The 23406-nt window shown below is 69.1% G+C and carries 24 protein-coding genes and 1 pseudogene; 13 read left to right on the top strand and 12 right to left on the bottom strand.

Going from position 1 to position 23406, the window contains the following annotated elements:
• Position 1: 1 nt before the first annotated feature.
• Entirely contained in the window at positions 2 to 655 is a 654-nt protein-coding gene (cei, locus tag A5758_RS21585) for an envelope integrity protein Cei (RefSeq protein ID WP_066950310.1), read from the bottom strand.
• A 193-nt stretch (positions 656 to 848) separates the two neighbouring features.
• On the opposite strand from cei, the gene A5758_RS21580 reads away from it, so the two are divergent.
• A complete protein-coding gene (locus tag A5758_RS21580) occupies positions 849 to 1151 on the top strand; it encodes a DUF4193 domain-containing protein (protein WP_007171590.1) in 303 nt (100 codons plus the stop codon).
• A gap of 13 nt (positions 1152 to 1164) precedes the next feature.
• Here the strand turns inward: A5758_RS21580 and A5758_RS21575 are convergent, their stop codons facing one another.
• On the bottom strand, positions 1165 to 1650 hold the full coding sequence (locus A5758_RS21575; protein WP_067744234.1) for a DUF3093 domain-containing protein: 486 nt from the start codon (positions 1648 to 1650) through the stop codon (positions 1165 to 1167).
• 25 nt (positions 1651 to 1675) lie between these two features.
• Here A5758_RS21575 and dut point away from each other — a divergent pair, with 25 nt between their 5' ends.
• On the top strand, positions 1676 to 2140 hold the full coding sequence (gene dut, locus A5758_RS21570) for a dUTP diphosphatase (RefSeq protein WP_066950303.1): 465 nt from the start codon (positions 1676 to 1678) through the stop codon (positions 2138 to 2140).
• The gene (locus tag A5758_RS21565; RefSeq protein WP_067744232.1) at positions 2137 to 2889 is read left to right on the top strand and encodes a DUF3710 domain-containing protein; all 753 of its coding nucleotides are present in this window, start codon (positions 2137 to 2139) and stop codon (positions 2887 to 2889) included. Before dut ends, A5758_RS21565 begins: the two co-directional genes overlap by 4 nt.
• Positions 2890 to 2899: 10 nt before the next feature.
• Here the strand turns inward: A5758_RS21565 and A5758_RS21560 are convergent, their stop codons facing one another.
• On the bottom strand, positions 2900 to 3601 hold the full coding sequence (locus A5758_RS21560) for an alpha/beta fold hydrolase (protein ID WP_067744229.1): 702 nt from the start codon (positions 3599 to 3601) through the stop codon (positions 2900 to 2902).
• 137 nt (positions 3602 to 3738) lie between these two features.
• Between A5758_RS21560 and A5758_RS21555 the strand changes: the two genes are divergently transcribed.
• Positions 3739 to 4107 (top strand): OB-fold nucleic acid binding domain-containing protein, encoded by a 369-nt coding sequence (locus A5758_RS21555; protein WP_067199265.1) that lies wholly within the window; start codon positions 3739 to 3741, stop codon positions 4105 to 4107.
• Positions 4108 to 4181: 74 nt separating this feature from the next.
• Positions 4182 to 4823 carry a DUF3159 domain-containing protein gene (locus A5758_RS21550; protein ID WP_067199633.1) on the top strand — a complete coding sequence of 214 codons (642 nt, stop codon included), beginning with the start codon at positions 4182 to 4184 and terminating at the stop codon, positions 4821 to 4823.
• Here A5758_RS21550 and A5758_RS21545 read toward each other — a convergent pair.
• Together A5758_RS21545 and A5758_RS21540 are read right to left on the bottom strand one after the other, a co-directional pair.
• Positions 4820 to 5497, bottom strand: a complete 678-nt coding sequence (locus A5758_RS21545; protein WP_067199263.1) for a TrkA family potassium uptake protein — start codon at positions 5495 to 5497, stop codon at positions 4820 to 4822. The two genes, A5758_RS21550 and A5758_RS21545, sit on opposite strands and share 4 nt — an antisense overlap.
• Positions 5498 to 5510: 13 nt before the next feature.
• Positions 5511 to 6179: a TrkA family potassium uptake protein gene (locus tag A5758_RS21540; protein WP_156622740.1), complete on the bottom strand. Its 669-nt coding sequence runs from the start codon at positions 6177 to 6179 to the stop codon at positions 5511 to 5513.
• A gap of 131 nt (positions 6180 to 6310) precedes the next feature.
• Here A5758_RS21540 and A5758_RS21535 point away from each other — a divergent pair, with 131 nt between their 5' ends.
• The 4 genes from A5758_RS21535 to dxs all read left to right on the top strand — a co-directional run bounded on the left by A5758_RS21535 (position 6311) and on the right by dxs (position 13151).
• Positions 6311 to 8305 carry an APC family permease gene (locus A5758_RS21535; protein ID WP_067744227.1) on the top strand — a complete coding sequence of 665 codons (1995 nt, stop codon included), beginning with the start codon at positions 6311 to 6313 and terminating at the stop codon, positions 8303 to 8305.
• 29 nt (positions 8306 to 8334) lie between these two features.
• Entirely contained in the window at positions 8335 to 9528 is a 1194-nt protein-coding gene (locus tag A5758_RS21530; RefSeq protein ID WP_067744224.1) for a class I SAM-dependent RNA methyltransferase, read from the top strand.
• A gap of 191 nt (positions 9529 to 9719) precedes the next feature.
• On the top strand, positions 9720 to 11183 hold the full coding sequence (locus A5758_RS21525) for a cation:proton antiporter (protein ID WP_082939810.1): 1464 nt from the start codon (positions 9720 to 9722) through the stop codon (positions 11181 to 11183).
• Positions 11184 to 11237: 54 nt separating this feature from the next.
• Positions 11238 to 13151 carry a 1-deoxy-D-xylulose-5-phosphate synthase gene (gene dxs, locus A5758_RS21520; protein ID WP_067744221.1) on the top strand — a complete coding sequence of 638 codons (1914 nt, stop codon included), beginning with the start codon at positions 11238 to 11240 and terminating at the stop codon, positions 13149 to 13151.
• 53 nt (positions 13152 to 13204) lie between these two features.
• On the opposite strand, the gene A5758_RS21515 is transcribed toward dxs, so the two are convergent.
• From A5758_RS21515 to A5758_RS21505, 4 genes and pseudogenes are all read right to left on the bottom strand, one after another.
• On the bottom strand, positions 13205 to 14494 hold the full coding sequence (locus tag A5758_RS21515; protein ID WP_067744219.1) for a ribonuclease D: 1290 nt from the start codon (positions 14492 to 14494) through the stop codon (positions 13205 to 13207).
• 1 nt (position 14495) lies between these two features.
• Positions 14496 to 15131, bottom strand: coding sequence for a DUF3000 domain-containing protein (locus tag A5758_RS21510; protein ID WP_067199242.1), 636 nt, complete (start codon positions 15129 to 15131; stop codon positions 14496 to 14498).
• Positions 15128 to 15206: pseudogene (locus A5758_RS26600) on the bottom strand (hypothetical protein); the annotation flags it as partial. The pseudogene A5758_RS26600 and the gene A5758_RS21510, both read right to left, overlap by 4 nt.
• 99 nt (positions 15207 to 15305) lie before the next feature.
• The gene (locus tag A5758_RS21505) at positions 15306 to 16166 is read right to left on the bottom strand and encodes an enoyl-CoA hydratase/isomerase family protein (protein ID WP_156622739.1); all 861 of its coding nucleotides are present in this window, start codon (positions 16164 to 16166) and stop codon (positions 15306 to 15308) included.
• A gap of 8 nt (positions 16167 to 16174) precedes the next feature.
• Between A5758_RS21505 and hemE the strand changes: the two genes are divergently transcribed.
• From hemE to A5758_RS21485, 4 genes are read left to right on the top strand one after another with little or no spacing between them, the layout of a single operon-like run.
• Positions 16175 to 17236, top strand: coding sequence for a uroporphyrinogen decarboxylase (gene hemE / locus A5758_RS21500; protein ID WP_067744207.1), 1062 nt, complete (start codon positions 16175 to 16177; stop codon positions 17234 to 17236).
• Positions 17233 to 18585 carry a protoporphyrinogen oxidase gene (locus A5758_RS21495; protein WP_067744203.1) on the top strand — a complete coding sequence of 451 codons (1353 nt, stop codon included), beginning with the start codon at positions 17233 to 17235 and terminating at the stop codon, positions 18583 to 18585. The genes hemE and A5758_RS21495 overlap by 4 nt, the downstream gene beginning before the upstream one ends.
• A gap of 5 nt (positions 18586 to 18590) precedes the next feature.
• Positions 18591 to 19286 (top strand): hydrogen peroxide-dependent heme synthase, encoded by a 696-nt coding sequence (gene hemQ, locus A5758_RS21490; RefSeq protein ID WP_067744200.1) that lies wholly within the window; start codon positions 18591 to 18593, stop codon positions 19284 to 19286.
• Positions 19287 to 19323: 37 nt separating this feature from the next.
• A complete protein-coding gene (locus A5758_RS21485) occupies positions 19324 to 20031 on the top strand; it encodes a class I SAM-dependent methyltransferase (protein ID WP_067744197.1) in 708 nt (235 codons plus the stop codon).
• A gap of 82 nt (positions 20032 to 20113) precedes the next feature.
• Here A5758_RS21485 and msrB read toward each other — a convergent pair whose 3' ends face one another.
• Genes msrB through A5758_RS21470 form a run of 3 tightly spaced genes read right to left on the bottom strand, consistent with a single transcriptional unit; the run spans position 20114 to position 23406 of the window.
• Entirely contained in the window at positions 20114 to 20521 is a 408-nt protein-coding gene (gene msrB, locus A5758_RS21480; RefSeq protein ID WP_067744194.1) for a peptide-methionine (R)-S-oxide reductase MsrB, read from the bottom strand.
• The gene (aftC, locus tag A5758_RS21475) at positions 20518 to 21828 is read right to left on the bottom strand and encodes an arabinofuranan 3-O-arabinosyltransferase (RefSeq protein ID WP_067744190.1); all 1311 of its coding nucleotides are present in this window, start codon (positions 21826 to 21828) and stop codon (positions 20518 to 20520) included. Before aftC ends, msrB begins: the two co-directional genes overlap by 4 nt.
• Before the next feature lie 18 nt (positions 21829 to 21846).
• Positions 21847 to 23406, bottom strand: a complete 1560-nt coding sequence (locus A5758_RS21470; RefSeq protein WP_067744188.1) for an alpha/beta hydrolase — start codon at positions 23404 to 23406, stop codon at positions 21847 to 21849.

Here is a 23406-nt window from a genome sequence, read left to right as displayed (position 1 = left end):
GTCAGCAGCTGCTGGCGTGAATCTTCGTGAGCAGCGCGGGGTCTGACGGCTCGGTGGCGCCGGGGCGCAGCGTGGCCAGCACGGCATCGATGTCGTCGTTGTGGGCCAGCGCGGTGAAGTCCGTACCCAACGCCAGGTCGACTGAGTCGTCGGCGCGGCTGTCGTTGAACAGCTCCATGCACGGCGCCACCAACCAGACCGCTGCCGCGGTGGCTTGCCCCGCCGTACCGAACCGGATCTGGCCCTGGCAGGTCAGCCGCGTGCCGGCATAGAGCGGATCGTTAGCGGCCGTCGGCTGGGCAAACCCGAGGTCTTTGAGAGCGCCTGAGACGTCACCGGCCTGCCCGCCACGGCCGCTGGCGTTGAGCACGCGGACCTTGGTGTCGCTGAGCTTGGCGGGTGTGACGTCCATCATCGCGCTTCGCGACACCTGCTCACCGAGCTGAGCGGGCGCCCCGGATCCGGCCCCTTTCGGCGGCGGGTTGCACACCGCGACCTCGTGCACCTTCGCCGGCCGGGTCAGCGCGATCGTCCACACCACGGCCGTCACCACCACGAGGAAAACGACGACGACGATGGCGGGGCGCGGATTGCGCCGCCGGAAGGGCCGGCCGTGCTTGTCGAAGGCGGTACCCTCGGTGATTTGTGCGACCACAGGTGCACTCTAGTCACACCCTAAACGCACTGTTCAAAGGCGAACGCAAGGGCGAAGATGGGTGTGTGACGTAAATCACACATAACCGGGGCGCGATCCGGGCACGAATCATTTGGTGGATGCGTTCGACGCTGGTACAAAGCGATGCCTGAGACACGAGGCATGAAGAGGCAATAGGGCAGGGGAAACGAATATGCCTACCGACTACGACGCTCCACGGCGCACCGAGACCGACGACGTCTCGGAAGACTCGCTGGAGGAGCTCAAAGCGCGGCGCAACGAGGCGGCTTCGGCCGTGGTGGACGTCGACGAATCCGAAACCGCTGAGTCTTTCGAGCTGCCCGGCGCCGATCTGTCCGGGGAAGAACTGTCAGTTCGCGTCATTCCGAAGCAGGCCGACGAATTCACCTGCTCGAGCTGTTTCCTGGTGCAACACCGCAGCCGGCTGGCCAGCGAGAAGAACGGCCTGATGATCTGTACCGACTGCGCGGCCTGACCGGGGTTCGGGATCAGCTGCGCAATGCCGACAGCACCCGCTCGGGGTGGCGGCAACTCACCAGCCAGTACGGCGTCGGGTCGTCCGGGTCATCGAGGACGACCAGGATCATCGGCCCGATCCATGCCCGATGCAACACGTAAGCCGCCGGGTCGAGTTGGCGGCCCAGGGCCGCGGACTTGGCCGACGGGACGACCGCGGCGGACCGGGCGATCACGGTGACCGGCAGGTGCGCCTCGCCGGCCCACAGTTCAACCCCGCCCGGGACGTTCGGGTCGGCGGTCACCCGGATCTCGACGCGGCCCAGCCACAACAGGGCGCCGGCCGCCACCGCGAAAAGCGTTGCGTACGGCAACCAGGAAGGCCGGGGGGCGACACCCATGTTGACTTCGAAGGCGATCAGCCCCGCCAGCCCGAAGGCCAGCGGCCACCACCACCATGGCACCCACAGTCGTTCGCGATATCGCACATTGTGCGGCGCGACGCGCGTATCGGACACGCAGTCAAGGGTAATCTGTGGCCCCGTGTCGACCAGTCTCGCCATCGTCCGTCTTGATCCCGAGCTTCCACTGCCCACGCGCGCTCACCAAGGCGACGCCGGGGTGGACCTCTACAGCGCGGAAGACCTCAAGCTGGAACCCGGGCGACGCGCCCTGGTCCGCACGGGCGTGGCCGTCGCGATCCCGTTCGGGATGGTCGGGTTGGTGCACCCGCGTTCGGGATTGGCGTCGCGCGTGGGGCTATCGATCGTCAACAGTCCGGGAACCATCGACGCGGGCTATCGCGGCGAGATCAAGGTTGCGCTGATCAACCTCGATCCCACCGAGCCCATCGTGGTGCACCGCGGCGACCGCATCGCCCAGCTGCTCGTGCAGCGGGTCGAGCTGGTAGAGCTGGTCGAGGTGTCGTCGTTCGACGAGGCCGGCCTGGCCGACACATCCCGTGGCGACGGTGGCCACGGTTCCTCCGGCGGACATGCGAGTTTGTGATGGCACTCAATAGACGTTCAAGCAACGACGACAGCGACCAGTCGGTGGACGCAGTCGCTGACCCGATCGACGACGAGTTCGACGAAGAACTCGAGGGCCCGTTCGATATCGACGATTTCGAGGACCCGTCGGTTGCGGAGCTGGCGCGCCTGGACCTGGGCTCGGTGCTCATTCCGATGCCGGAGGCGGGCCAGCTGCAGGTCGAACTGACCGAGACCGGCGTTCCGAGCGCCGTGTGGGTCGTCACGCCCAACGGCCGCTTCACTATCGCGGCCTACGCGGCACCGAAGACGGGCGGCCTGTGGCGGGAAGTGGCCAGTGAACTCGCCGATTCCCTGCGCAAGGACTCGGCCAAAGTCAGCATCAAGGACGGCCCCTGGGGCCGCGAGGTGGTCGGCTCCGCCTCCGGTGCGGTGCGCTTCATCGGGGTCGACGGCTACCGCTGGATGATCCGCTGCGTCATCAACGGCCCCCACGAGACCATGGAAGCCCTCGAGCAGGAGGCGCGAGCGGCGTTGGCGGACACCGTGGTTCGCCGCGGTGACACACCCCTTCCGGTGCGCACGCCGTTGACCGTGCAGCTGCCCGAGCCGATGGCGCAGCAATTGCGGGAGGCCGCGGCCGCCCAGCAGGCCCAGCAGGCCGAGGCGCAACAGGCCGCGGAGCAGGAGGGGTCCAACCAGCCGGCGGCGCGCCGCAGCGTTGACGGTTCGGCCATGCAGCAGCTGCGCACCACCACCGGGGGCTGAACCAATCCCCCTAGCTCAGCTCGGCGAGGGCGGCCAGGCACGCCGCGCCCAGCGCGGCGGGGTCCGAGCCGATCTGGTCGAGCGTCACCGTCCGCAGCGCGGCCCGCGGCGCGGCGGCAACCCACTCCACACCGACCTGGAGTGGATGGATGGGATCGTCGACGGCGGACGCCACAGCCAGTGGCACGGCCAGCCGGGCCAGCTCGGCGTGGTTGGGCGCCACGTGGCCGGCGGCTTCGTCCATGGCGTCGGGCAGTTGTGGCCACTGGGCGCGCCACGACCGCGCCAGCTCGTCGGCCAGCCACGGCGGGCTGGACGCCCGCATCTGGTTGGTCGTCGCCTCCAGTCCGTCAGCACGGAGCTGCGATGCCGTATGCCGCGCCGCGAGTGCCGCGGGCGCCGTTTCGGGTTCCCCGGCCCACGCCGGCAGCGCGGCCAGGACGGCGACCGCCCTGTCGGGGTGGGCCAGTGCCCAGGCGACCGCCACCGCCGCGCCGATCGAGACGCCGCCGACGGCGATCGGGCGCGTGCGCGCGGCGATATCCAAAGCGGACACGTAGCCGTCGATCAACCGATTCGGGTTGGGCGGCGGGGTCACCAGCACGGCGCCGGCCTCGCGCAGCGGGCCCGAAAAAGCCCGGCGAACGTAGTCGTCGTCGGACCCCGTGCCGGGCAGCAAGACGGTCGTGACACCCCGCAGATCGGCAGTCATCCCCTGATATTGCCCCGGCGTTCATTTGTGCCCAACAGCGGTGTTTGAGTCGGTTGGCGCGCGGGAACCAACAGGTCTACGGTGTCCGTTGGCATAAATGGAAGCGCCAAGGCTTATCGGCATTGTCAGGAGGGGCCATGGGGGCCCAAGGATATCTGCGCCGGCTCACCCGCCGCTTGACGGAGGCTCCGGAGCAACGCGACTCGGAGGAGTTGTCCGACGAGGTCGCACTCACCGGCGCGCAACGAGTCATCGATTGCGAGCGTGGCCAAGAGGTCACCATGGTCGGCACGCTGCGCAGCGTGGAATGTAACGGCAAGGCCTGTCCGGGCGGTGTCCGTGCCGAGCTGTTCGACGGCAGCGACACCGTCACTTTGGTCTGGTTGGGCCAGCGCCGGATACCCGGCATCGACTCGGGCCGCAAGCTGCGGGTGCGGGGCCGGCTGGGCAAGCTGGAGAACGGCACCAAGGCCATCTACAACCCGCACTACGAGATTCAGCGGTGACTCGCCCCGCCGATTGGGGGTCGAGTCCGGGACCGCATGAGTCGGGCTCGCCCGAACCCGCGACCGCCAGCCGCATCACACCGGAACGTCTGCTGGGGCAGGTGGGCGGCGTCAGCGGTGTCATCTATTCGTCGCTGCCCGTTGTGATCTTCGTCATTGCTTCGAGCGTGTCCGGTTTGCTCGTGGCGGTCGGGTCCGCGCTGGCCGTCGCCGCGCTGGTGTTGGTATGGCGGTTGATCCGCCGCGAATCCCCGCAACCGGCATTCTCCGGGTTCTTCGGCGTCGCCATCTGCGCGCTCATCGCCTACATCGTGGGGGAGTCGAAGGGCTACTTCCTGCTGGGCATCTGGATGTCGTTGGTGTGGGCGGTGGTGTTCGCCGCGTCGGTCGTCATCCGACGGCCTCTGGTCGGCTACGCGTGGAGCTGGGCCGGCGGGCGTGGTCGCGAATGGCGCGACGTGCCCCGGGCCGTCTACGCGTTCGACATCGCCTCGGTCTGCTGGGTGCTGGTGTTCGCCGCGCGGTTCGTCGTCCAGGGCCTGCTCTATGACGCCGACCAGACCGGTTGGCTGGCGGTCGCGCGGATCGCGATGGGGTGGCCACTGACCGTGGCGGCCGCGCTGGCGACATACGCGGCGATCAAAGCCGTGCAGCGTGCCCTGCCGGCGGTCGGTGACACCGGCGTCCAGATCGACGCCGACCCCGTCCGCGACTAGCTGTCGAGCGGCGGGCCGTCCGGCAGCAGGAGTTTGCGCAGGTCCTCTTCGACCTCCGCGACCGCGACGAAGAGCAGCTCGTCGCCGCCCTCCAGCGGCTCGTCCGCCTCGGGCACGATCACCCGCGGGCCGCGCAGGATCGTCACCAGCGAGGCGTCCCGGGGCAGTTGCAGGCGGCGCACCGGCTTGCCGCCCCAGGGCGTGTCGTCGGGCAGGGTGATCTCGACGAGGTTGGCCTGGCCGCGACGGAATTCCATGAGCCGCACCAGATCACCGACGGCGACGGCCTCTTCGATGAGCGACGCGAGCATGCGCGGCGTGGACACCGCCACATCCACGCCCCAGGCGTCGGTGAACAACCACTCGTTGCGGGGATCGTTGACCCGGGCCACGACCCGCGGCACCGCGAATTCGGTCTTGGCCAGCAAGCTGAGCACGACGTTGGCCTTGTCGTCGCCGGTCGCGGCCACCACCACGTCGAAGTCCTGCAGATGCACCGATTCCAGCAGGCTCAGCTCGCAGGCATCGCCGAGACGCCAGTGGGCGGCGGGGATGGCGTCGACGTCGACGTGATCGGGATTGCGCTCGATGAGCGTCACGTCGTGGCCGTTGCCGATGAGTTCGCGACTGACGGAGCGGCCGACGGCGCCGGCCCCGGCGACAGCTACCTTCATATCCGCCGTCTCCTTAACCGAGGTCTTCACTGGGTGGCATGGCCGCGATGGCGATAGCCTCGGCGGCGCGGCCGGAGATCGCGGCGACGTAGACCTGATCGCCGGCCTGGATGACCGTTTTCGGTTCCGGCAAGACGCCGGCACCGAACCGGATCAGAAACGCGACGCGGGCGCCGGTGGCCTGCTCGAGATCGGTCACCCGGTGCCCGATCCACTCCTCGTGCAGGACGACCTCGGCGACGGCCACGGTGCCGGTCGGGTCCCGCCATTTCGCGGTCTCGGTGTCGCGCAGCAGCGCGTTGAGCAGGCGGTCGGTGGTCCAGGGCACGGTGGCGATAGTCGGGATGCCGAGGCGTTCGTAGACCTCGGCGCGCTTGGCGTCGTAGATCCGGGCGACGACGCGCTTGACGCCGAAGGTCTCCCGGGCCAGCCGCGCCGAGATGATGTTCGAGTTATCCCCGGATGACACGGCGGCGAACGCGTCGGCCTCCTCGATGCCGGCCCGCAGCAGTACGTCCCGGTCAAACCCCTGGCCCAACACCCGCTCCCCGGCGTACTCAGGGCTGAGCCGGTTGAAGGCGGTGCTGTCGCGGTCGATGACCGCGACGTCGTGGCCGATCCGCGATAACCCGTCGGCCACTGAGGAACCGACGCGGCCGCAGCCCATCACCACTACTCGCACTTTCCGATCCTCTCGGCTGCGTCCTGCGCCCCCCCGATCGGCAACCCACGTCGGCCAGCCGATTTCGGGTCGGCAAACATTCTCGCCTACGAAGCTACCGCCAAACCCTTGTGGGCTTACTCTTGGCTCTCGTGTCCAAACTTTCAACCGCAGCGCGTCGGTTGCTAATTGGCCGGCCGTTTCGCAGCGACCGGCTGAGTCACACCCTGCTGCCCAAGCGGATCGCCTTGCCGGTGTTCGCCTCCGACGCGTTGTCGTCGGTGGCGTACGCACCCGAAGAGGTCTTCCTGATGCTCTCGGTGGCAGGCCTGTCCGCGTACGCGTTGACGCCCTGGATCGGGCTCGCCGTGGCCGCGGTGATGCTGGTCGTGGTGGCCAGCTACCGGCAGAACGTGCACGCCTACCCGTCGGGCGGGGGCGACTTCGAGGTGGTCACCACCAACCTCGGTGACACCGCCGGCCTGGTGGTCGCCAGCGCCCTGATGGTGGATTACGTTCTCACCGTTGCCGTTTCGACGGCGTCGGCGATGTCTAACATCGGCTCCGCCATCCCGCTGGTGGCCCAGCACAAGGTGTGGTTCTGCGTGGCGGCCATCCTGCTGGTGATGGCGTTGAACCTGCGCGGAATCCGGGAGTCCGGGGTGGCGTTCGCCATTCCGACCTATGCGTTCATCGTCGGCGTCTTCATCATGATCGGTTGGGGCCTGTTCCGGATCTTCGTGCTGGGCAACCCGCTGCGCGCGGAGTCGGCCGGCTTCCAGATGCACGCCGAGCACGGCCAGGTCGTGGGCTTCGCGCTGGCATTCCTGGTGGCGCGGTCCTTCTCCTCGGGCTGCGCGGCGCTGACCGGTGTGGAGGCCATCAGCAACGGCGTTCCGGCTTTCGAGAAGCCCAAGTCACGCAACGCGGCGACGACGCTGCTGATGCTGGGGGCGATCGCGGTGACCCTGCTGATGGGCATCATCGTGTTGGCTCAGCAGATCCGCGTTCAGCTGGTCGAGGATCCCGCCACGCAACTGGCCGGCGCCCCGCCGGGCTACTACCAGAAGACCCTGGTCACCCAGCTGGCGGAAACGGTGTTCGGCAGCTTCCACATCGGCTTCCTGCTGATCGCCACGGTGACCGCGCTCATCCTGGTGCTGGCCGCCAACACCGCGTTCAACGGGTTCCCGGTGCTCGGCTCGGTGCTGGCGCAGCACAGTTACCTGCCGCGCCAGCTGCACACCCGCGGGGACCGGTTGGCGTTCTCCAACGGGATCCTGTTCCTGTCCGGGGCGGCGCTGCTGGCGATCATCGCGTTCCGCGCCGAGGTCACCGCCCTGATCCAGCTGTACATCGTCGGGGTGTTCATTTCGTTCACCCTGAGCCAGATCGGGATGGTGCGGCACTGGACTCGATTGCTGCGCACCGAGACCGACCCGCGTGCGCGGCGCAAGATGGTGCGCTCCCGGGTCGTCAATACGGTCGGATTGCTCTCCACCGGCGCGGTTTTGTTGGTCGTCCTGGTGACGAAGTTCGTCGCCGGCGCATGGATCGCGCTTTTCGCCATGGGTTTGCTGTTCGGAATGATGAAGATGATCCACCGGCACTACGGCACCGTCACCCGGGAACTGGAGGAGCAGGCCGCCGCCCAGCACGACGTGGTGTTGCCCAGCCGCAATCACGCTCTGGTGCTGGTGTCCAAACTGCATCTGCCCACGCTGCGCGCGCTGGCCTACGCCCGAGCGACCCGCCCCGATGCGCTCGAGGCGCTCACCGTCAGCGTGGACGACGGGGAAACCCGCGAGCTGGTGCACCAGTGGGAGGAAAGCGACATCAGTGTGCCGCTGAAGGTCATCGCCTCGCCGTACCGCGAAATCACCCGCCCCATACTGGATTACGTCAAGCGGGTCAGCAAGGAATCGCCGCGCACCGTGGTCACCGTCTTCATTCCCGAGTACGTGGTGGGCCGTTGGTGGGAGCAGGCGCTGCACAACCAAAGCGCGCTGCGGCTCAAGGGCCGGTTGTTGTTCATGCCGAACGTCATGGTGACTTCTGTTCCGTGGCAACTGACTTCGTCGGAACGGCTGCAGACGCTGCAGCACCACGTGGCCCCGGGGGACACTCGTCGGGGAATCTTCGATTGACCCGCGAATCCCCCCGCGCACCCGGCGCGGTGCTGCCCCCGCACGAGGAGCTCACGTTGGTCACCGGCGCCCCGGCCAACGGCGGCAGCTGCGTGGCGCACCACGAGGGGCGCGTGGTGTTCGTCCGCTACGCGTTACCGGGTGAGCGGGTGCGGGTCCGGGTCACCGCCGACCGCGGATCTTATTGGCACGCCGAGGTTGTCGAGGTGCTCGAGCCGTCGGCCGACCGCGTCGAGTCGCTTTGCCCCATCGCCGGGGTGGACGGTGCCGGGTGCTGCGACTTGGCGTTCGCCGCCCCGGAGGCGGCCCGCGCGATCAAGGCGCAAGTGGTGGCCAATCAGCTGGAGCGGCTGGGCGGACACCGCTGGAATGGCGAGGCGGAACCGCTGTCGGACTCCGGGCCGACGGGTTGGCGCACCCGGGTCCGGCTCGACGTGGGCACCGACCGCCGCGCCGGGTTTCACCGGTATCACAGCGACGAGCTGGTGACTGACCTGCGCTGCGCGCAGTTGCCGGCCGGCATGCTCGACGGGATCGCCGAATCCGAATGGCCGCCGACCGCCCAGCTGCACGTAGTCGTGGACGACGACGGTGCGCGCCACGTGGTGCGCACGCTGCGGCAGGGCAGGAAGACCGCGACCAAGGTCGTCGAGGGCAGCTACGAGGCGGTGCAGCGGGCCGACGGCCGCAGCTGGCAGATCCCGGTGACGGCCTTCTGGCAGGCGCACCGCGGCGCGGCGACGGTGTACAGCCGCCTGGTCGCCGACTGGGCGCAGCCCGGCACCGGCACGACCGCCTGGGATCTGTACGGCGGCGCCGGCGTTTTCGCCGCGGCGCTTGGCGCCGCGGTCGGGGAGCCCGGTCGGGTGCTGAGCGTGGACACGTCGCGCGCGGCCCCGCGCGCCGCCCGGGCCGCACTGGGCGACCTGCCGCAGGTGCAGGTCGTCACCGACTCGGTGCGGCGGGTGCTCAACGCGCAACGATCCGGCGCCGATGTGGCGGTGCTGGATCCGCCGCGCGCGGGGGCCGGGCGCGAAATCGTTGATCTGCTGGCCGCCGCCGGTGTCCCGCGGATAGTGCACATCGGTTGCGAGGCCGCATCTTTCGCCCGCGATATCGGGCTCTACCTCGGCCACGGCTATGCCGTCGAGAAGATCAAGGTGTTCGACGCGTTCCCGCTGACCCATCACACCGAATGCGTCGCGCTGCTGACGCGCGCTTAGGGGCGCCGCCAGAGCCGACGAGACACGAGTAATCGCAATGACTCTGCGGGTGGGGCGCCCCGAAAGCGGCTAGACTCCATCGCGGTGTGCCGGGAAGTCTGGTCGGCGATGTCCTCGATGTCCCTGTCGACCAACCGAAAGGCACGAGTGCCTACCGACAAATCGCCGTCGCGTCTCCGGGTGCCGCGATCGTGAACGATGGTCTTCGGTTCGCGCTCATCATCTTGTTCTCCAGTGCGGTCGGGCTGGTCGCTGTCTTGGCGAACCGTCTGACGGAGCGGGTCAAGGTCCCCGTTCCACTGCTCGTGCTCGTCGGAACGGCAGCGGTGGTGCACTCCGTGCCCGCGGTGCAACCACCGTCCGAGCGGATCGTGCAACAGGTAATCACCATCGCACTGGTGCTGGTGCTGTTCGACGGCGGAATGCATATCGGGCCTTCTCGTTTCCGCGCGGCGGTGGCTCCTATCCTGTCGGTCGGCGTCGTGGGCACCGCCCTCACCGCCGCCGGTGCCGCATTGGTGCTGCACTACGCAGGCGGGGTGAGCTGGTTCCCCGCGGTGCTCGTCGCAACCGCCATAGCTCCCACCGATCCGGCCGTGGTGTTCTCTGTCCTGGGCAAACGCGAGATCAGAGGCCGCAGCAGCACGATCTTGGAGGGCGAGTCCGGCGCCAACGATCCGGTGGGCATCTCGTTGATGTCCAGCCTGATCGCCGCCGGCGGCCTCAGCGCAGCCGGATTCGCCAGCGTCGGAACTCAATTCGCTCTGCAGATGGCGATCGGCCTGGCGGTCGGGGTGATCGGCGGCCGCGCCTTGCTCGTCTTCATGCGCCGCGTGGCGCTGCCGAGCGAAGGCCTCTACCCGTTACGAACGCTGGCATCCATCCTGATGCTGTACGGCATCGCCACGCTTGCACACGGATCGGGATTTCTGGCGGTATTCGTCGCCGGCATCGTGATCGGCGACGCGCGCGCGCCCTACAAGCCGGAGATCAAGCGATTCCACGCCGCCCTGGCCGGTCTAGCCGAAATCGTCGCTTTCGCCGTGCTGGGTTTGACCGTCGACCTCGGCGTCCTTACCCACCCCGACGTGTGGATTCCCGGGATCGTCCTCGGAATTGCCCTGACGGCGCTGATCCGCCCGCTGGCCGTGAGCGCATGCCTGGTTGGCGTGCACCTGAAGCGAAACGAACGCGTCTTCATCCTGTTCGCCGGCCTCAAAGGGGCGGTGCCGATTCTGCTCGGCGAGTTGCTGCGCGCCGCGCACATTCCCAACGCCGAACGGCTCTACGGCATCGTGGTCGTCGTCGTGATCTTCTCGGTTCTGGTGCAAGGCAGCTCGGTGCCCGGCGTCGCAAAACTGTTGGAACTGCCCATGCGCACCGTGGAGACCCAGCCATGGGAGATAGGTGTGCGGCTCGCGGACGAACCGGAGGGGGTCCATCGATTCAGCGTTGCCCCGGGCTCTGCCGCCGAGGGGTGCACGGTGGAGGGTCTCAGTGACCGTGTCGGCGACATCTGGGTGAGCATCGTGGTTCGCACCACCGGCCTGGTGCCGGTGCGGGGCGACACCGAACTTCAGGCCGGTGACGAGGTCGTCGTCCTGGCGGATCCCGAACTTCGCGACACCCTGGCCGAGCTCTTCAGACCCTCGTAGGCCGGCTGCCTCCGGCTCCCTGCTGTTCCTTCCGACGCTGCGTAGACTATCGGGATGCTGGAACAGATCCGCGGGCCCGCTGATCTGCAACACCTGTCCCAACAGCAGCTGCGCGAACTGGCCGCCGAGATTCGCGAGTTCCTGATCCACAAGGTCGCTGCGACCGGGGGACACCTCGGGCCCAACCTCGGCGTCGTCGAACTGACGCTGGCGCTGCATCGGGTATTCGACTCGCCGCATGATCCGATCGTCTTCGACACCGGTCACCAGGCATACGTCCACAAGATGCTGACCGGGCGCTCGCAGGACTTCGAGAGCCTGCGCAAAAAGGGTGGGCTGTCGGGCTATCCGTCGCGCGCGGAGAGCGAACACGACTGGGTCGAGTCCAGCCACGCCAGCGCGGCGTTGTCGTACGCCGACGGCCTGGCCAAGGCGTTCGAGCTGACCGGCCACCGCAACCGGCACGTGGTCGCCGTGGTCGGCGACGGCGCGCTCACCGGCGGCATGTGCTGGGAGGCGCTGAACAACATCGCGGCGTCGAAGCGGCCGGTGATCATCGTGGTGAACGACAACGGCCGCAGTTACGCGCCGACGATCGGCGGCGTCGCCGACCATCTGGCCACCCTGCGGCTGCAGCCGGCCTACGAGCACGCCCTGGAGAAGGGCCGCGACGCGGTGCGCTCGCTGCCGCTGCTCGGCGAGCTCGCCTACCGGTTCATGCACAGCGTCAAGGCCGGCATCAAGGACTCCCTGTCCCCGCAGCTGCTGTTCACCGACCTGGGGCTGAAGTACGTGGGACCGGTCGATGGCCACGACGAACGCGCGGTGGAGATGGCGCTGCGCCACGCGCGGGGCTTCGGCCGGCCGGTGATCGTGCACGTCGTCACCCGCAAGGGCATGGGTTTCGGTCCGGCGGAGGACGACGAGGCCGAGCAGATGCATTCCTGCGGCGTCATCGATCCGGTCACCGGGCAGGCCACCAAGGTCGCCGGTCCCGGTTGGACCGCCACCTTCTCCGACGCGCTGATCGGCTACGCCAGGAAGCGCCGCGACATCGTGGCCATCACCGCGGCGATGCCCGGCCCGACCGGGCTGAGCGCCTTCGGACAACAGTTCCCGGATCGCCTGTTCGACGTCGGCATCGCCGAGCAGCACGCGCTGACGTCGGCGGCCGGCCTGGCGATGGGCGGCATGCACCCGGTGGTGGCCATCTATTCGACCTTCCTCAACCGGGCCTTCGACCAGATCATGATGGACGTGGCGCTGCACAAGCTGCCCGTCACCATGGTGCTCGACCGGGCCGGGATCACGGGTTCGGACGGCGCCAGCCACAACGGCATGTGGGACATGTCGATGCTGGGCATCGTGCCCGGCATGCGGGTGGCCGCGCCCCGGGACGCCACCCGGTTGCGCGAGGAACTCGGCGAGGCGCTTGAGGTCAACGACGGGCCGACGGCGCTCCGGTTTCCCAAAGGCGATGTGGGCGAAGACATTCCGGCCCTCGAGCGGCGCGCGGGTGTCGACGTGCTCGCCGTCCCGGCCGCCGGGCTGAACCACGACGTGCTGCTGGTGGGCGTCGGCGCGTTCGTCCCGATGGCGCTCGAGGTCGCCAAGCGGCTACACAACCAGGGGATCGGCGTGACGGTGATCGACCCGCGTTGGGTGCTGCCGGTGTCCGAGGGAGTGATCGAGCTCGCCGCGCAGCACAAGCTGGTCGTCACGTGCGAGGACAACGGCGTCAACGGCGGCGTGGGGTCGGCGGTGTCGGCGGCCCTTCGGCGCGCGGAGATCGACGTGCCGTGCCGCGACGTCGGCCTGCCGCAGCGGTTCTACGAGCACGCCTCGCGGGGAGAGCTGCTGGCCGACCTGGGGCTGACGGACCAGGACGTGGCCCGCCGCATCACCGGGTGGGTCGCCGCGCTGGGTAACGCCGTCACCGAAGCGGAGATCCGCGAGCACCTCGACTAAGTGGCGATCGCGAGCGCGGCGGAGCCGGGCGAAGCGGGTCGCCACCATCGGGGCTAGTCGCGGTCCTCTTCGGGCGGTTGCAGCGCCCGGGCCAGAACGGGATCCACCAATTCGCGCTGCCACTGCCGGGCCTGCCCGGCCCGTAGAAACGTCTCGACGGCGTCGAAAGGATCGGGGGCGGGCTCCCAGTCCCAGCACAGCCGTCGCACCAGGTCGGGCGAGACCAGGTTCTCGGTCGGGACGTGCACCCGCTCGGACACCTCCGACAGCGCCGCCCGCGCCGCCTCCAGCCGTGCCGCCGCCTCCGGTTTGCGCCTGCTCCACCGCGCCGCCGGCGGGGGCCCGTTCGGCGGTTCGGTATCGACGGGCGGGTTCTTGGTTTGCCGGGCCGCCTCCAGTGCCCCCAACCACGTGGCGGCGCTGCGACGTTGATTGCGCCCACCGAACACCGGCAAGGCGGTGAGGTCCTCGAGGGTCTTCGGGTCGGCGATGGCGGCCTCGATGATGGCCGAGTCCGGCAGGATGCGTCGCGGCGCGATGTCGCGGCGCTCGGCGATGCGGTCGCGCGTCAACCACAGCTCGCGGACCGCGGCCAGGCCGCGCTGCTCGCGTACCCGATGGATTCCCGACGTCCGCCGCCACCGGTCCCGCCGCGTCGCCGCGCTGGGCTCCCTGGCGCCCGCCACCCGTAGGTAGTCGAATTCCTCTGTGGCCCAACCGGTTTTGCCTTGCTCGGCCAGCACGTCGGCGATCGCGGTCCGCAGCTCGATGAGCAGTTCCACGTCCAGCGCCGCGTAATTGAGCCATTCATCGGGCAGCGGGCGTTTGGACCAATCGGCCGCCCCGTGCCCCTTGGCCAACCCGGAACTGAGCAGCCGCTCCACCATGGTTGCCAGGTTCACCCGTTCGAACCCGGCCAGCCGCCCGGCGAGCTCGGTGTCGTATAACGCGGATGGCCGCAAGCCGACTTCCGCGAGGCAGGGCAGGTCCTGGTCGGCCGAATGCAGGATCCATTCGTCTTCGCTGAGCACCTCGGCGACGGGCCGCAGCGCCTCGAGCGGGTCGGCGCCGTGGCTGACGGGGTCGATGAGCACGGTGCCTGCGCCGGCCCGCCGGATCTGAATCAGGTAGGCGCGGTTGGAGTACCGGAAACCCGAGGCGCGCTCGGCGTCGACCGCAAACGGTCCGCGACCACGGTCCAGGAGCTCCGCCGCCTCCTGGATCTGGCGGGCGGTCACCGAGAGGTCCGGGATCCCTTCGGCCGGGTGCAGCAGGGGCGTGGGCGCGGGTTCGGTGTCGTCGGGCGCCGTGCTGCCGGCCCCGTGGGCCGCCGGTTCGCACATGTCAGGCGCGTGACCGCGAACTCAGATCGGTGACGCCCGTCGGCGGGAGACCCGCCGCGTGTTCCAGTACCTCGCAGAAGGCCTCGACATGGGCGCCGACTTGCGGCGTGGTCGCCGTCCACGACGCCCGCAGCTCCAACTGGTGGGCGCGCGGCGGCCCCGAAATGTCGCCGTAGCGCACCGAGGTGGTGGCGGTGACCGTGCCGCCGAGGGCGGTGACCTGCTCCATCCGGGACTCCAGCGCGTCGACCAGCCAACTCCACGCCACCTCCGGCAGCAGGGGGTCGACGGCCTCGCTGGGATCGAGGTCGGCCTGGATGTAGGCGACCAGGCGGATGGTGCCGTCCCACGCGTCGGCGCCTTCCGGGTCGTACAGCAGGATCAGGCGGCCGAAGGCGTCGCCGTCGGATCGCTCGGGGACGATTTCGCGGTCGGGATGCTTGACCTCGGCCCCCAGCGCGTAGCTGTAGGGCGCCAGGCGTTGCGGCGGGCGGATGGGGCCTAGCTCGATTTCCGGTCGGACGGTGACGCCGTTCATCGCCGCTACCGCCTCGCGGAATGGCTCCGGTTCAGCTGAGGTCACTTGGCGCCGCTCCTGTTCATCCGGGCCACTCTGCGTCGTCGCGGCCCGGGTCATTTGCGCCGCTCCTCCGCATCGCTGCCGTCCCCCGCATGCGGGAGGTGCCCCCACTGCGTCGTCGCGGCGCGGGTCACAGGGTCCGACGGTAGACCTATCAGCCGACACGCGGAATCAGGCGCGCCGACCGCTACCAACCCGTTACCCGACCTCGTCGGCCGGTATCGCCCCTGCTCAGGAGCCATTTCCGCCGGTAAATCGGGTCGGCCGCTTCTCGCGGTGCGCCGCCAGCCCTTCCTGCACGTCGGGGCCGCTGAAGCTGAGGAATTCCAGGCCGAGCGAGGTCTCGAAGGTGGGCGCGAACATGCGGTACCAGGAGTTGAGGCTGTGCTTGGTCCACCGGATGGCGTTCTGCGCGCCGCGGGCCAGATCCTCGGCGATCCGCGTCGCCGTGGACAGCACCTCATCGTCGTCGACGCAGGTGGACACCAGGCCGATGCGCTCGGCTTCCTCGCCGAGCAGCGTCTCGCAGGTGAGCAGGTAGTACTTGGCTTTGGCCATGCCGACCAGCAGCGGCCAGCAGATCGCGGCGTGGTCGCCCGCGGCCACGCCAAGCTTGGTGTGCCCGTCGATGAGTTTCGCGGTGCGGCCCGCCACCGAGACGTCGGCGAGCAGGGCCACCACCAGGCCCGCGCCGACGGCCGGGCCCCGGATCGCCGAGACGACGGGCTTGTCGAAGTTGACCATGTTGAGCACCAGATCGCGGGCCTCCCGCATGATGCGCATCCGGCCCTCGTAGTCGCCGATGGTTTCGGCGATCAGGTCGAAGCTGCCGCCGGAGGAGAATGCCTTGCCCTCGCCGCGGACCAGCACGACGCGCACGTCGCGGTCGCGGGCGATCGCCGGCCAGATGTCGGCGAGGTCCCGGTGCATCTGCGGCCCGACCGAATTGAGGCCGGGGGCGTCGAGAACCAGCGTCAGGATGCCGTTGTCGCCGACCTCGCAGCGCAGGCTGGGGAACTCGTCGTAATTCACGGGCGGGTGGCTGACTGGCACGGTCGTCGATATTACGCAGCAGCACCCTCGTGGCAGCATTGAGGACAATGAGTACTCGCCGCGACCTCCCCGAGTCGCCGTATCTGGCCGCCGTCACCGGTGGCAAACCCGGCCGGATCCCGGTGTGGTTCATGCGGCAGGCGGGTCGTTCGCTGCCCGAATACCGGGCGCTGCGGGCCCAGACCGACATGTTGTCGGCCTGCTTTGACGCCGAGCTGGTCTGCGAGATCACCCTGCAGCCGGTGCGCCGGCACGACGTCGACGCGGCGATATTGTTCTCCGACATCGTGGTGCCGCTGCTCGGCGCGGGCGTCGACCTGGACATCGTCGCGGGTGTCGGGCCGGTGATCGCGTCGCCGGTGCGCACCACGGCCGACGTCGATGCGATGAAACCCCTTGACCGGCAACGGATTCAGCCGGTGTGCGACGCGGTGACGCTGCTGGTGGCCGCGCTCGGCAGCGTCCCGCTGATCGGGTTCGCGGGTGCCCCGTTCACCCTGGCGTCCTATCTGATCGAGGGCGGCCCCAGCCGCCACCACGCCCGCACCAAGGCGATGATGCTGGCCGAACCGGACAGCTGGCATGCGCTGATGGAAAAGCTGACCGACATCACCGTGGGCTTCCTGCGGGCGCAGCTGGAGGCCGGCGTGGACGCCATACAGGTGTTCGACTCGTGGGCGGGCGCGCTGTCGCTCGCCGACTACCGCACCTACGTGCAACCGCACAGCGCCCGGGTGTTCGGCGCGCTGGCCGAGTACGGCGTGCCGATGACGCACTTCGGGGTCGGCACCGCCGAACTGCTGGGGGCCATGTCCACCGTCTTGAAACCAGCCACAGCCACGGTGGTGGGCGTGGACTGGCGAACCTCGCTCACCGACGCGGCCACCCGGGTCGCGGCGGGTACCGCGCTGCAGGGCAACCTCGATCCGGTGGTGCTGCTGGCGGGATGGCCCGCCGTCGAACGCGCCGCCCGGGCCGTGGTCGACGATGGGCGCCGCGCCGTCGACGCGGGCGTGACCGGTCACGTCTTCAACCTCGGCCACGGTGTGCTGCCCGAGACCGACCCCGGTGTGCTGACCGATCTGGTGTCACTGGTCCACTCCCTATGACGCCTTCGTATTGTGTTGTCGGAGGCGGTATTTCGGGCCTGACGGCGGCATATCGGCTGCGCGCGGCGGTGGGCGACGACGCGGCCATCACCGTGTTCGATCCCGGCGACCGGCTGGGCGGGATCTTGCGCACCGAGCGGGTCGGCGGGCAGACCATGGACCTGGGTGCCGAGGCGTTCATCCTCCGCCGGCCCGAGATGCCCGCGCTGCTGGCCGAGCTGGGCCTGTCGGGGCGCCAACTGGTGTCCACCGGCGCCCGGCCGTTGATCTACAGCCAGCAGACGCTGCACCCGTTGCCCACCGGCACGGTGGTCGGGATTCCGTCGTCGGCCGCCTCCGTGGCGGGGTTGGTCGACGAGGCGACCGTGGCGGGCATCGAAGCGGAACCCGGCCGCCCGCTCGACTGGCGACCCGGCAGCGATCCCGCGACGGCCGAACTGGTGGGTGAGCGGTTCGGCGAGCAGGTGGTGGCGCGGTCGGTGGATCCGCTGCTGAGCGGGGTGTACGCCGGTTCGGCGGCCACGATCGGGCTGCGCGCGGCGGCCCCCGGCGTCGCGGCGGCCTTGGACCGCGGGGCCACCAGCCTGACGGACGCTGTTCGCCAGGCGCTGCCGCCGGCGACCGGCGCACCCGTGTTCGGGGCGCTGGACGGCGGGTACCAGGTGCTGCTCGACGCGCTCGTCGAGCGCGGCCGGCCGCACCGGGTCCGGGCCGCGGTGCAACGGCTCGAACCGGCCGGACCGGGGTGGTCGCTGCTGGATGACACCGGCGCCCGATGGCACGCCGACGCGGTGATCCTGGCCGTCCCGGCCCCGCGGGTGGCGCGCCTGGTCGCCGATGTCGCCCCGAGCAGCGCCGCCGCCGCCGGCCGGATCACCAGCGCGTCGTCGGTGGTTGTCGCGCTCGCGGTGCCGGGCGACACGCCGTTCCCGCAGTGTTCCGGCGTGCTGGTGGCCACCGGAGAGCCGTTGCGGAGCAAGGCGATTACGCTCTCGTCGCGTAAATGGGGCGCCCGCGGGGACACCCAGCTGCTCAGGCTGTCGTTCGGTCGTTGCGGCGACGACGTGGCTGTCAGCGTCTCGGACGACGAACTGCTGGGCTGGGCGCTGAGCGACCTGGTCGACGTGTTCGACCTGGCCGTCGACCCGGTCGATGCCCGCGTGCAGCGCTGGATCGAGGCCATGCCGCAGTACGGGCCCGGCCACGCCGAACTGGCGGCCGAGATCCGCGCGGGCCTGCCGCCGACGCTCGCCGTGGCCGGCAGCTACCTCGACGGCATCGGCGTGCCCGCATGCATCGGGGCGGCCGGCCGCGCGATCGAGGCCCTCGATGTGGAAGTGGCACGATAGGTTCCATGGCCAAGCTCGACTACGAAACCCTCAACGCGACGATCCGCTACCTGATGTTCTCGGTCTTCTCCGTGCGGCCGGGCGAGCTCGGAGAAGAGCGCGATGCCGTCATCGATGACGCGTCGCGGTTTTTCAAGCAGCAGGAGGAGCGCGGCGTCGTGGTGCGCGGACTCTACGACGTGGCGGGCCTGCGGGCCGACGCCGACTTCATGATCTGGACCCACGCCGAAACCATCGAGGCGCTGCAGGCCACCTACGCCGACTTCCGGCGCACCACCGCGCTGGGACGGGCCTGTTCGCCGGTATGGAGCAGCGTGGCGCTGCACCGGCCGGCCGAGTTCAACAAGAGTCACATCCCGGCGTTCTTGGCCGGCGAGGAGCCCGGCAACTACATCTGCGTGTATCCGTTCGTGCGGTCCTACGAGTGGTACCTATTACCCGACGAGGAGCGGCGCCGCATGCTCGCCGAACACGGCATGGCCGCCCGCGAGTACAAGGACGTCCGCGCCAACACGGTGCCGGCGTTCGCGCTCGGTGACTACGAATGGATCCTGGCCTTCGAGGCCCCCGAACTGCACCGCATCGTCGACTTGATGCGCGAGCTGCGCGCCACCGACGCCCGCCGGCACACCCGCGAGGAGACGCCGTTCTTCACCGGCCCGCGCGTGCCGGTCGAGCAGTTGGTGAACGCGCTGCCATGAGCCACCCGACGTCACCGACCCGGCCCGTTTCGAGGAGATGTACCGCGACGAGCGGACGTCCCACGGACTGCCGGCCGCCACGCCGTGGGACATCGGCGGCCCGCAGCCGGTGGTTCAGCGACTGGTCGCTCTGGGCGCGATCAAAGGTGAGGTGCTCGACCCGGGCACCGGGCCGGGCCACCACGCGATCTACTACGCGTCGAAGGGGTACGCGGCCACCGGCATCGACGGGTCGGAAGCCGCCCTGGAGCGGGCCCGCGAAAACGCCCGCAGGGCAGGGGTCTCGGTCAACTTCGAGCTGGCCGACGCCACCAAGCTCGAGGGCATGGAAGGCCGTTTCGACACCGTCGTCGACTGCGCCTTCTACCACACCTTCAGCACCGATCCCGAGCTACAGAGGTCCTACGTGCAAGCGCTGCACCGAGCCACCAAGCCCGGTGCGCGGCTGTACATGTTCGAGTTCGGCGAGCACAACGTCAACGGATTCAAGATGCTGCGGACGTTGTCCGATAAGGCTTTTCGCGACGTGCTTCCCCTCGGCGGCTGGGAGATCACCTACCTCGGCCCGACGACCTACCTGGTCAACATGAGCGTCGAGCAGATCGAGATGATGGCCGCGCGCAATCCCGACGTGGCCGATCAGGTCGAGGAACTGCTGGAACAATTCCGCTTGATGGAACCGTGGCTGGTGCACGGCCGGGTGCACGCCCCGTTCTGGGAAGTGCACGCCACCCGGGTGGACTGAGTTCGCGCCGTCTCGCGCGGCCCCTTGCGGCCGCTCCCGCGACACAATAAACGTCGCCAAGAAAGCCGGGCCTGAAAGCCGACTACGCCCCCTTAGGCACCAGGCGCAGCGAGATGGAATTGATGCAGTAGCGCTGATCGGTCGGGGTGGGGTAGCCCTCGCCGGCGAAGACGTGGCCCAGGTGGCTGTGGCAGTTCGCGCACAGCACCTCTGTGCGCGTCGTGCCCATCGAGTGGTCGGGCCGCAGGATCACCGCATCGGAGTTCGCCGGGTCGAAGAACGACGGCCAGCCGCAGTGCGACTCGAACTTCTCTGTGCTGCGGAACAATTCGGCCCCGCAGGCGCGGCACTGGTAGACGCCTTCGGTCTTGGTGTCGGTGTACTCACCGGTGAAGGGCCGCTCGGTGCCGGCTTGGCGCAACACGTGAAACTCTTCGGGCGTGAGCTTCTGGCGCCACTCGGCATCGGTCAGCTGCAGCTTCGGATTCATGCATCCACGCTAGCGCGCTGGCGCCCGGGCGTCAGCCACGCCGGATCGATGCCCTCATCCAGCCGGTTCTCGGCTTTCGCGTCCAGATACCGGAACAACAGCACGGTGAACACCACGATGAGCAGCAGCGACCAGCCGTAGGTGATCTTCAGGTAGTGCAACGCGCGGCCGTACCTCATCCACCGGTAGATCAGCCAGTCGTCCAGCGCCAAGAAGCCGTAGATACCGAGCCATGCCGGCCAGTTGCGGATCAGCGAGTTGGGCAACACCACGGTCATCAGGAACGGGAACAGCATCATCGAGTAGTAGCCCTGGGCCAGTGACAGCACCAGCCACGACCAGAGCAACAGCACGCCCGACGAGCTGGTGAACCAGAACAGTGGGTCGCGGGTGCGGTAGTAGCGATACAGCAGCCACATCGCGCCGATCGCCAGCACGGTGAACAGAAGCCGCAGGAACACGATCAGCCACGTGGGCAGGCCGAAGTAGACGCCGTTGCCCTCGATCGAGCTGTTGAAGTAGTCACGCGTGCCCAGGATGTAGGGCACCGTCTTGGTGACGAAGTCCATGGGATCGCTGACCAGAGGCCACGCGGCCAGGTTGACGACGACGGGCACCACGATCGCGGGAACCAGCGGCCGCCACTGGCGGTTCAGCAGCGGCAGCAAGAGCAACGGCCCGAGCAGCGGTTTGAGCGTCAGCGTCAGCCCGATCGCGATGCCGGCCCACCACTGATGGCTGACCCGGCCGTCGAGCAGCCAGCGCAGGAACAGTATCTCCGCCAGCAGCACGCAGCCGTTGATGTTGGTGAACACCAGAGTGCTGGTGACGCTTTCCGTGCAGAACATGGCCAGCAGCAGGGCGGGCGCGGCCACCGAGGACAGGGTGGATTTGAACATCCGCAGCAGCAGGTACCAGGCCAGCAGGATCGCGACGGTGTTGATCAGAACGAACAGATACCGCGACGGCGTGAATGACAGATACCCGAACGGCGCCATGAGCAGCGTGCCGCCGGGCGGGTACAGGTAGTGCGGGTCGACGTAGTCGAAGTGCTCGTTGTAGATGTCCCAGCCGCGCCGGAAGTTCAGCACCGCCCGATAGACCGGCTTGAAATCGTCGGTGATGTTGCCGTTGAGGGTGAGGATGATGCTGCGGTGCAGCACCGACATAATCGCCAGGGGCCACAACGCCGACCGCACGATGGTCGCCGCGCTCGGGGGGCCGCTGCGGGGACGAAAGGCGGCCAGGATCCAATCGCGGGAGCCGGCTCGGCTCGATTCAGCTGCCGTCACCAGCGCACCGTACACCGGCGCGCGGCCGGAAAATCAGGCGGGACAGTACGTGTCGGTGCCGGGCAGTTTGCCGCTGTTGACGTAGCCGATCAGCGGGGGGACCGCGCAGCTCGAGTAGATGCTGGCGCCGTGTCCGATGCCTTGCCACATCACCCGCTTGCTGGCCGCGTTGGCGTTGATGACGGTGGCCGCCGTCGCCGCGACCCCTTCGGTGCCGACGATCGGGTCGTTCTGCACGCCCAGCAATAGGACGTCGACCTTCAACGATTTCGGCGGCGCCGGCGGCGAGCCGGTGGGCCAGTGCACACACTTGACCATGTTGAGCGCCGCGACGGTGCCGAACTGCGGGTACAGCTTGGCCCACGCCACGACCAGTTCGCGCACGCGGTCCGGGGTCGGGCGGTTGACGGCGTCGCTGCAGGTATTGACGAACTGGCCGTCGGAGTCCTCGGTGGCGTCGGCGTGGTTGATCAGGTTGGTCAGCTGATTGGTGTCACCGGACCGGGCGGATGCCAGAGCGTTGGCCAGGCTGGTGGTGGCGTTGACGCGGCCGCCCGAGGGAAAGCCAAGCGCGACGGTGATGGCGCTCGCCAGCTGGGCCACCGACGCCCCGGCGGGCCCCTTGCCGGCGCGGGCGTCCGCCAGCATCCCGCTGACGGCGCCCTTAGGGTCGGAACCCAGCGCGCAATTCACCGCGAGGCACTGGGCGGCGAATGCATCGAGCGCGGCCTGCTGGCCCTTGACCTGTTGCTCGGCGGCGGCTTCGGCGCTGGCGCCCAACGCAACTGGCGAGTCGAGTATCAGCCGGGCGACCTTGTCGGGTCGCGCCGCGGCGTAGGCCAGCGCCACCTGCGCGCCATTGCCGATCCCGACAAGCGCGACCGCCGGCACGTCCCACAGCGACCGCAGTCGCTCGATGTCCGAGGCGGCGTGGGCGTTGTCGTAGGCGGACGCACCCGGCGCGATGGCGTCGGTGCAGCTGGTGGTGGCGTTGTTCGCGACGTCCGACAGGTTGGCGACGGGGTCGTCGCCGGTCTGGAACTGCGCCTGATCGCGCATGATTTGCCGGTCGGAGGTGTCCCGGCAGTCGATCGGGTTCGACATGCCCATGCCGCGACGGTCGACGGCGACGATCGGGTGGGTCTGCAGCACGTCGGCGCCGCCCCGGGACAGCCAGACCGGCAACTGCGCCGAAGACGGCAGGTCCGAGCCTGTGGTGAAGACCAGTGGGCCCGCGTCGCGCGGCGTCTGGTTCGAGCGGGCGCGGACCACGCCGACGCTCACGGTGCCGGTTCCGCCGCCGTTCGGGTCCAGGTCGGCGTCGTAGTTCGCGCAATCCAGCTGGACCCCGGCCGCGGGCGGCACCGCGGCGTCGCCGAACACCCGCGACGTGCAGTCGTGCCACGGCAGGTCGTTCTTGGGGGCGGCGAGCGGCGGCGGGCCGCTGGGGGGCGGCTTGGCGGTGGCCGCACCCTGGGGTTTGGCGCCGGAGTTGGTGGCGAAGCGCGGGTCGGCGGCCAGGCCCGGGACGCAGCCGGCCACCACGGTGGTCGCCGCAATCAAGATCGTGGCGAACGTGATCTGCCGACTCAT

Source organism: Mycobacterium sp. 852014-50255_SCH5639931 (assembly GCF_001665605.1).
Taxonomy (GTDB): domain Bacteria; phylum Actinomycetota; class Actinomycetes; order Mycobacteriales; family Mycobacteriaceae; genus Mycobacterium; species Mycobacterium paraffinicum.
This window is presented reverse-complemented; position numbering and strand designations above follow the sequence as displayed.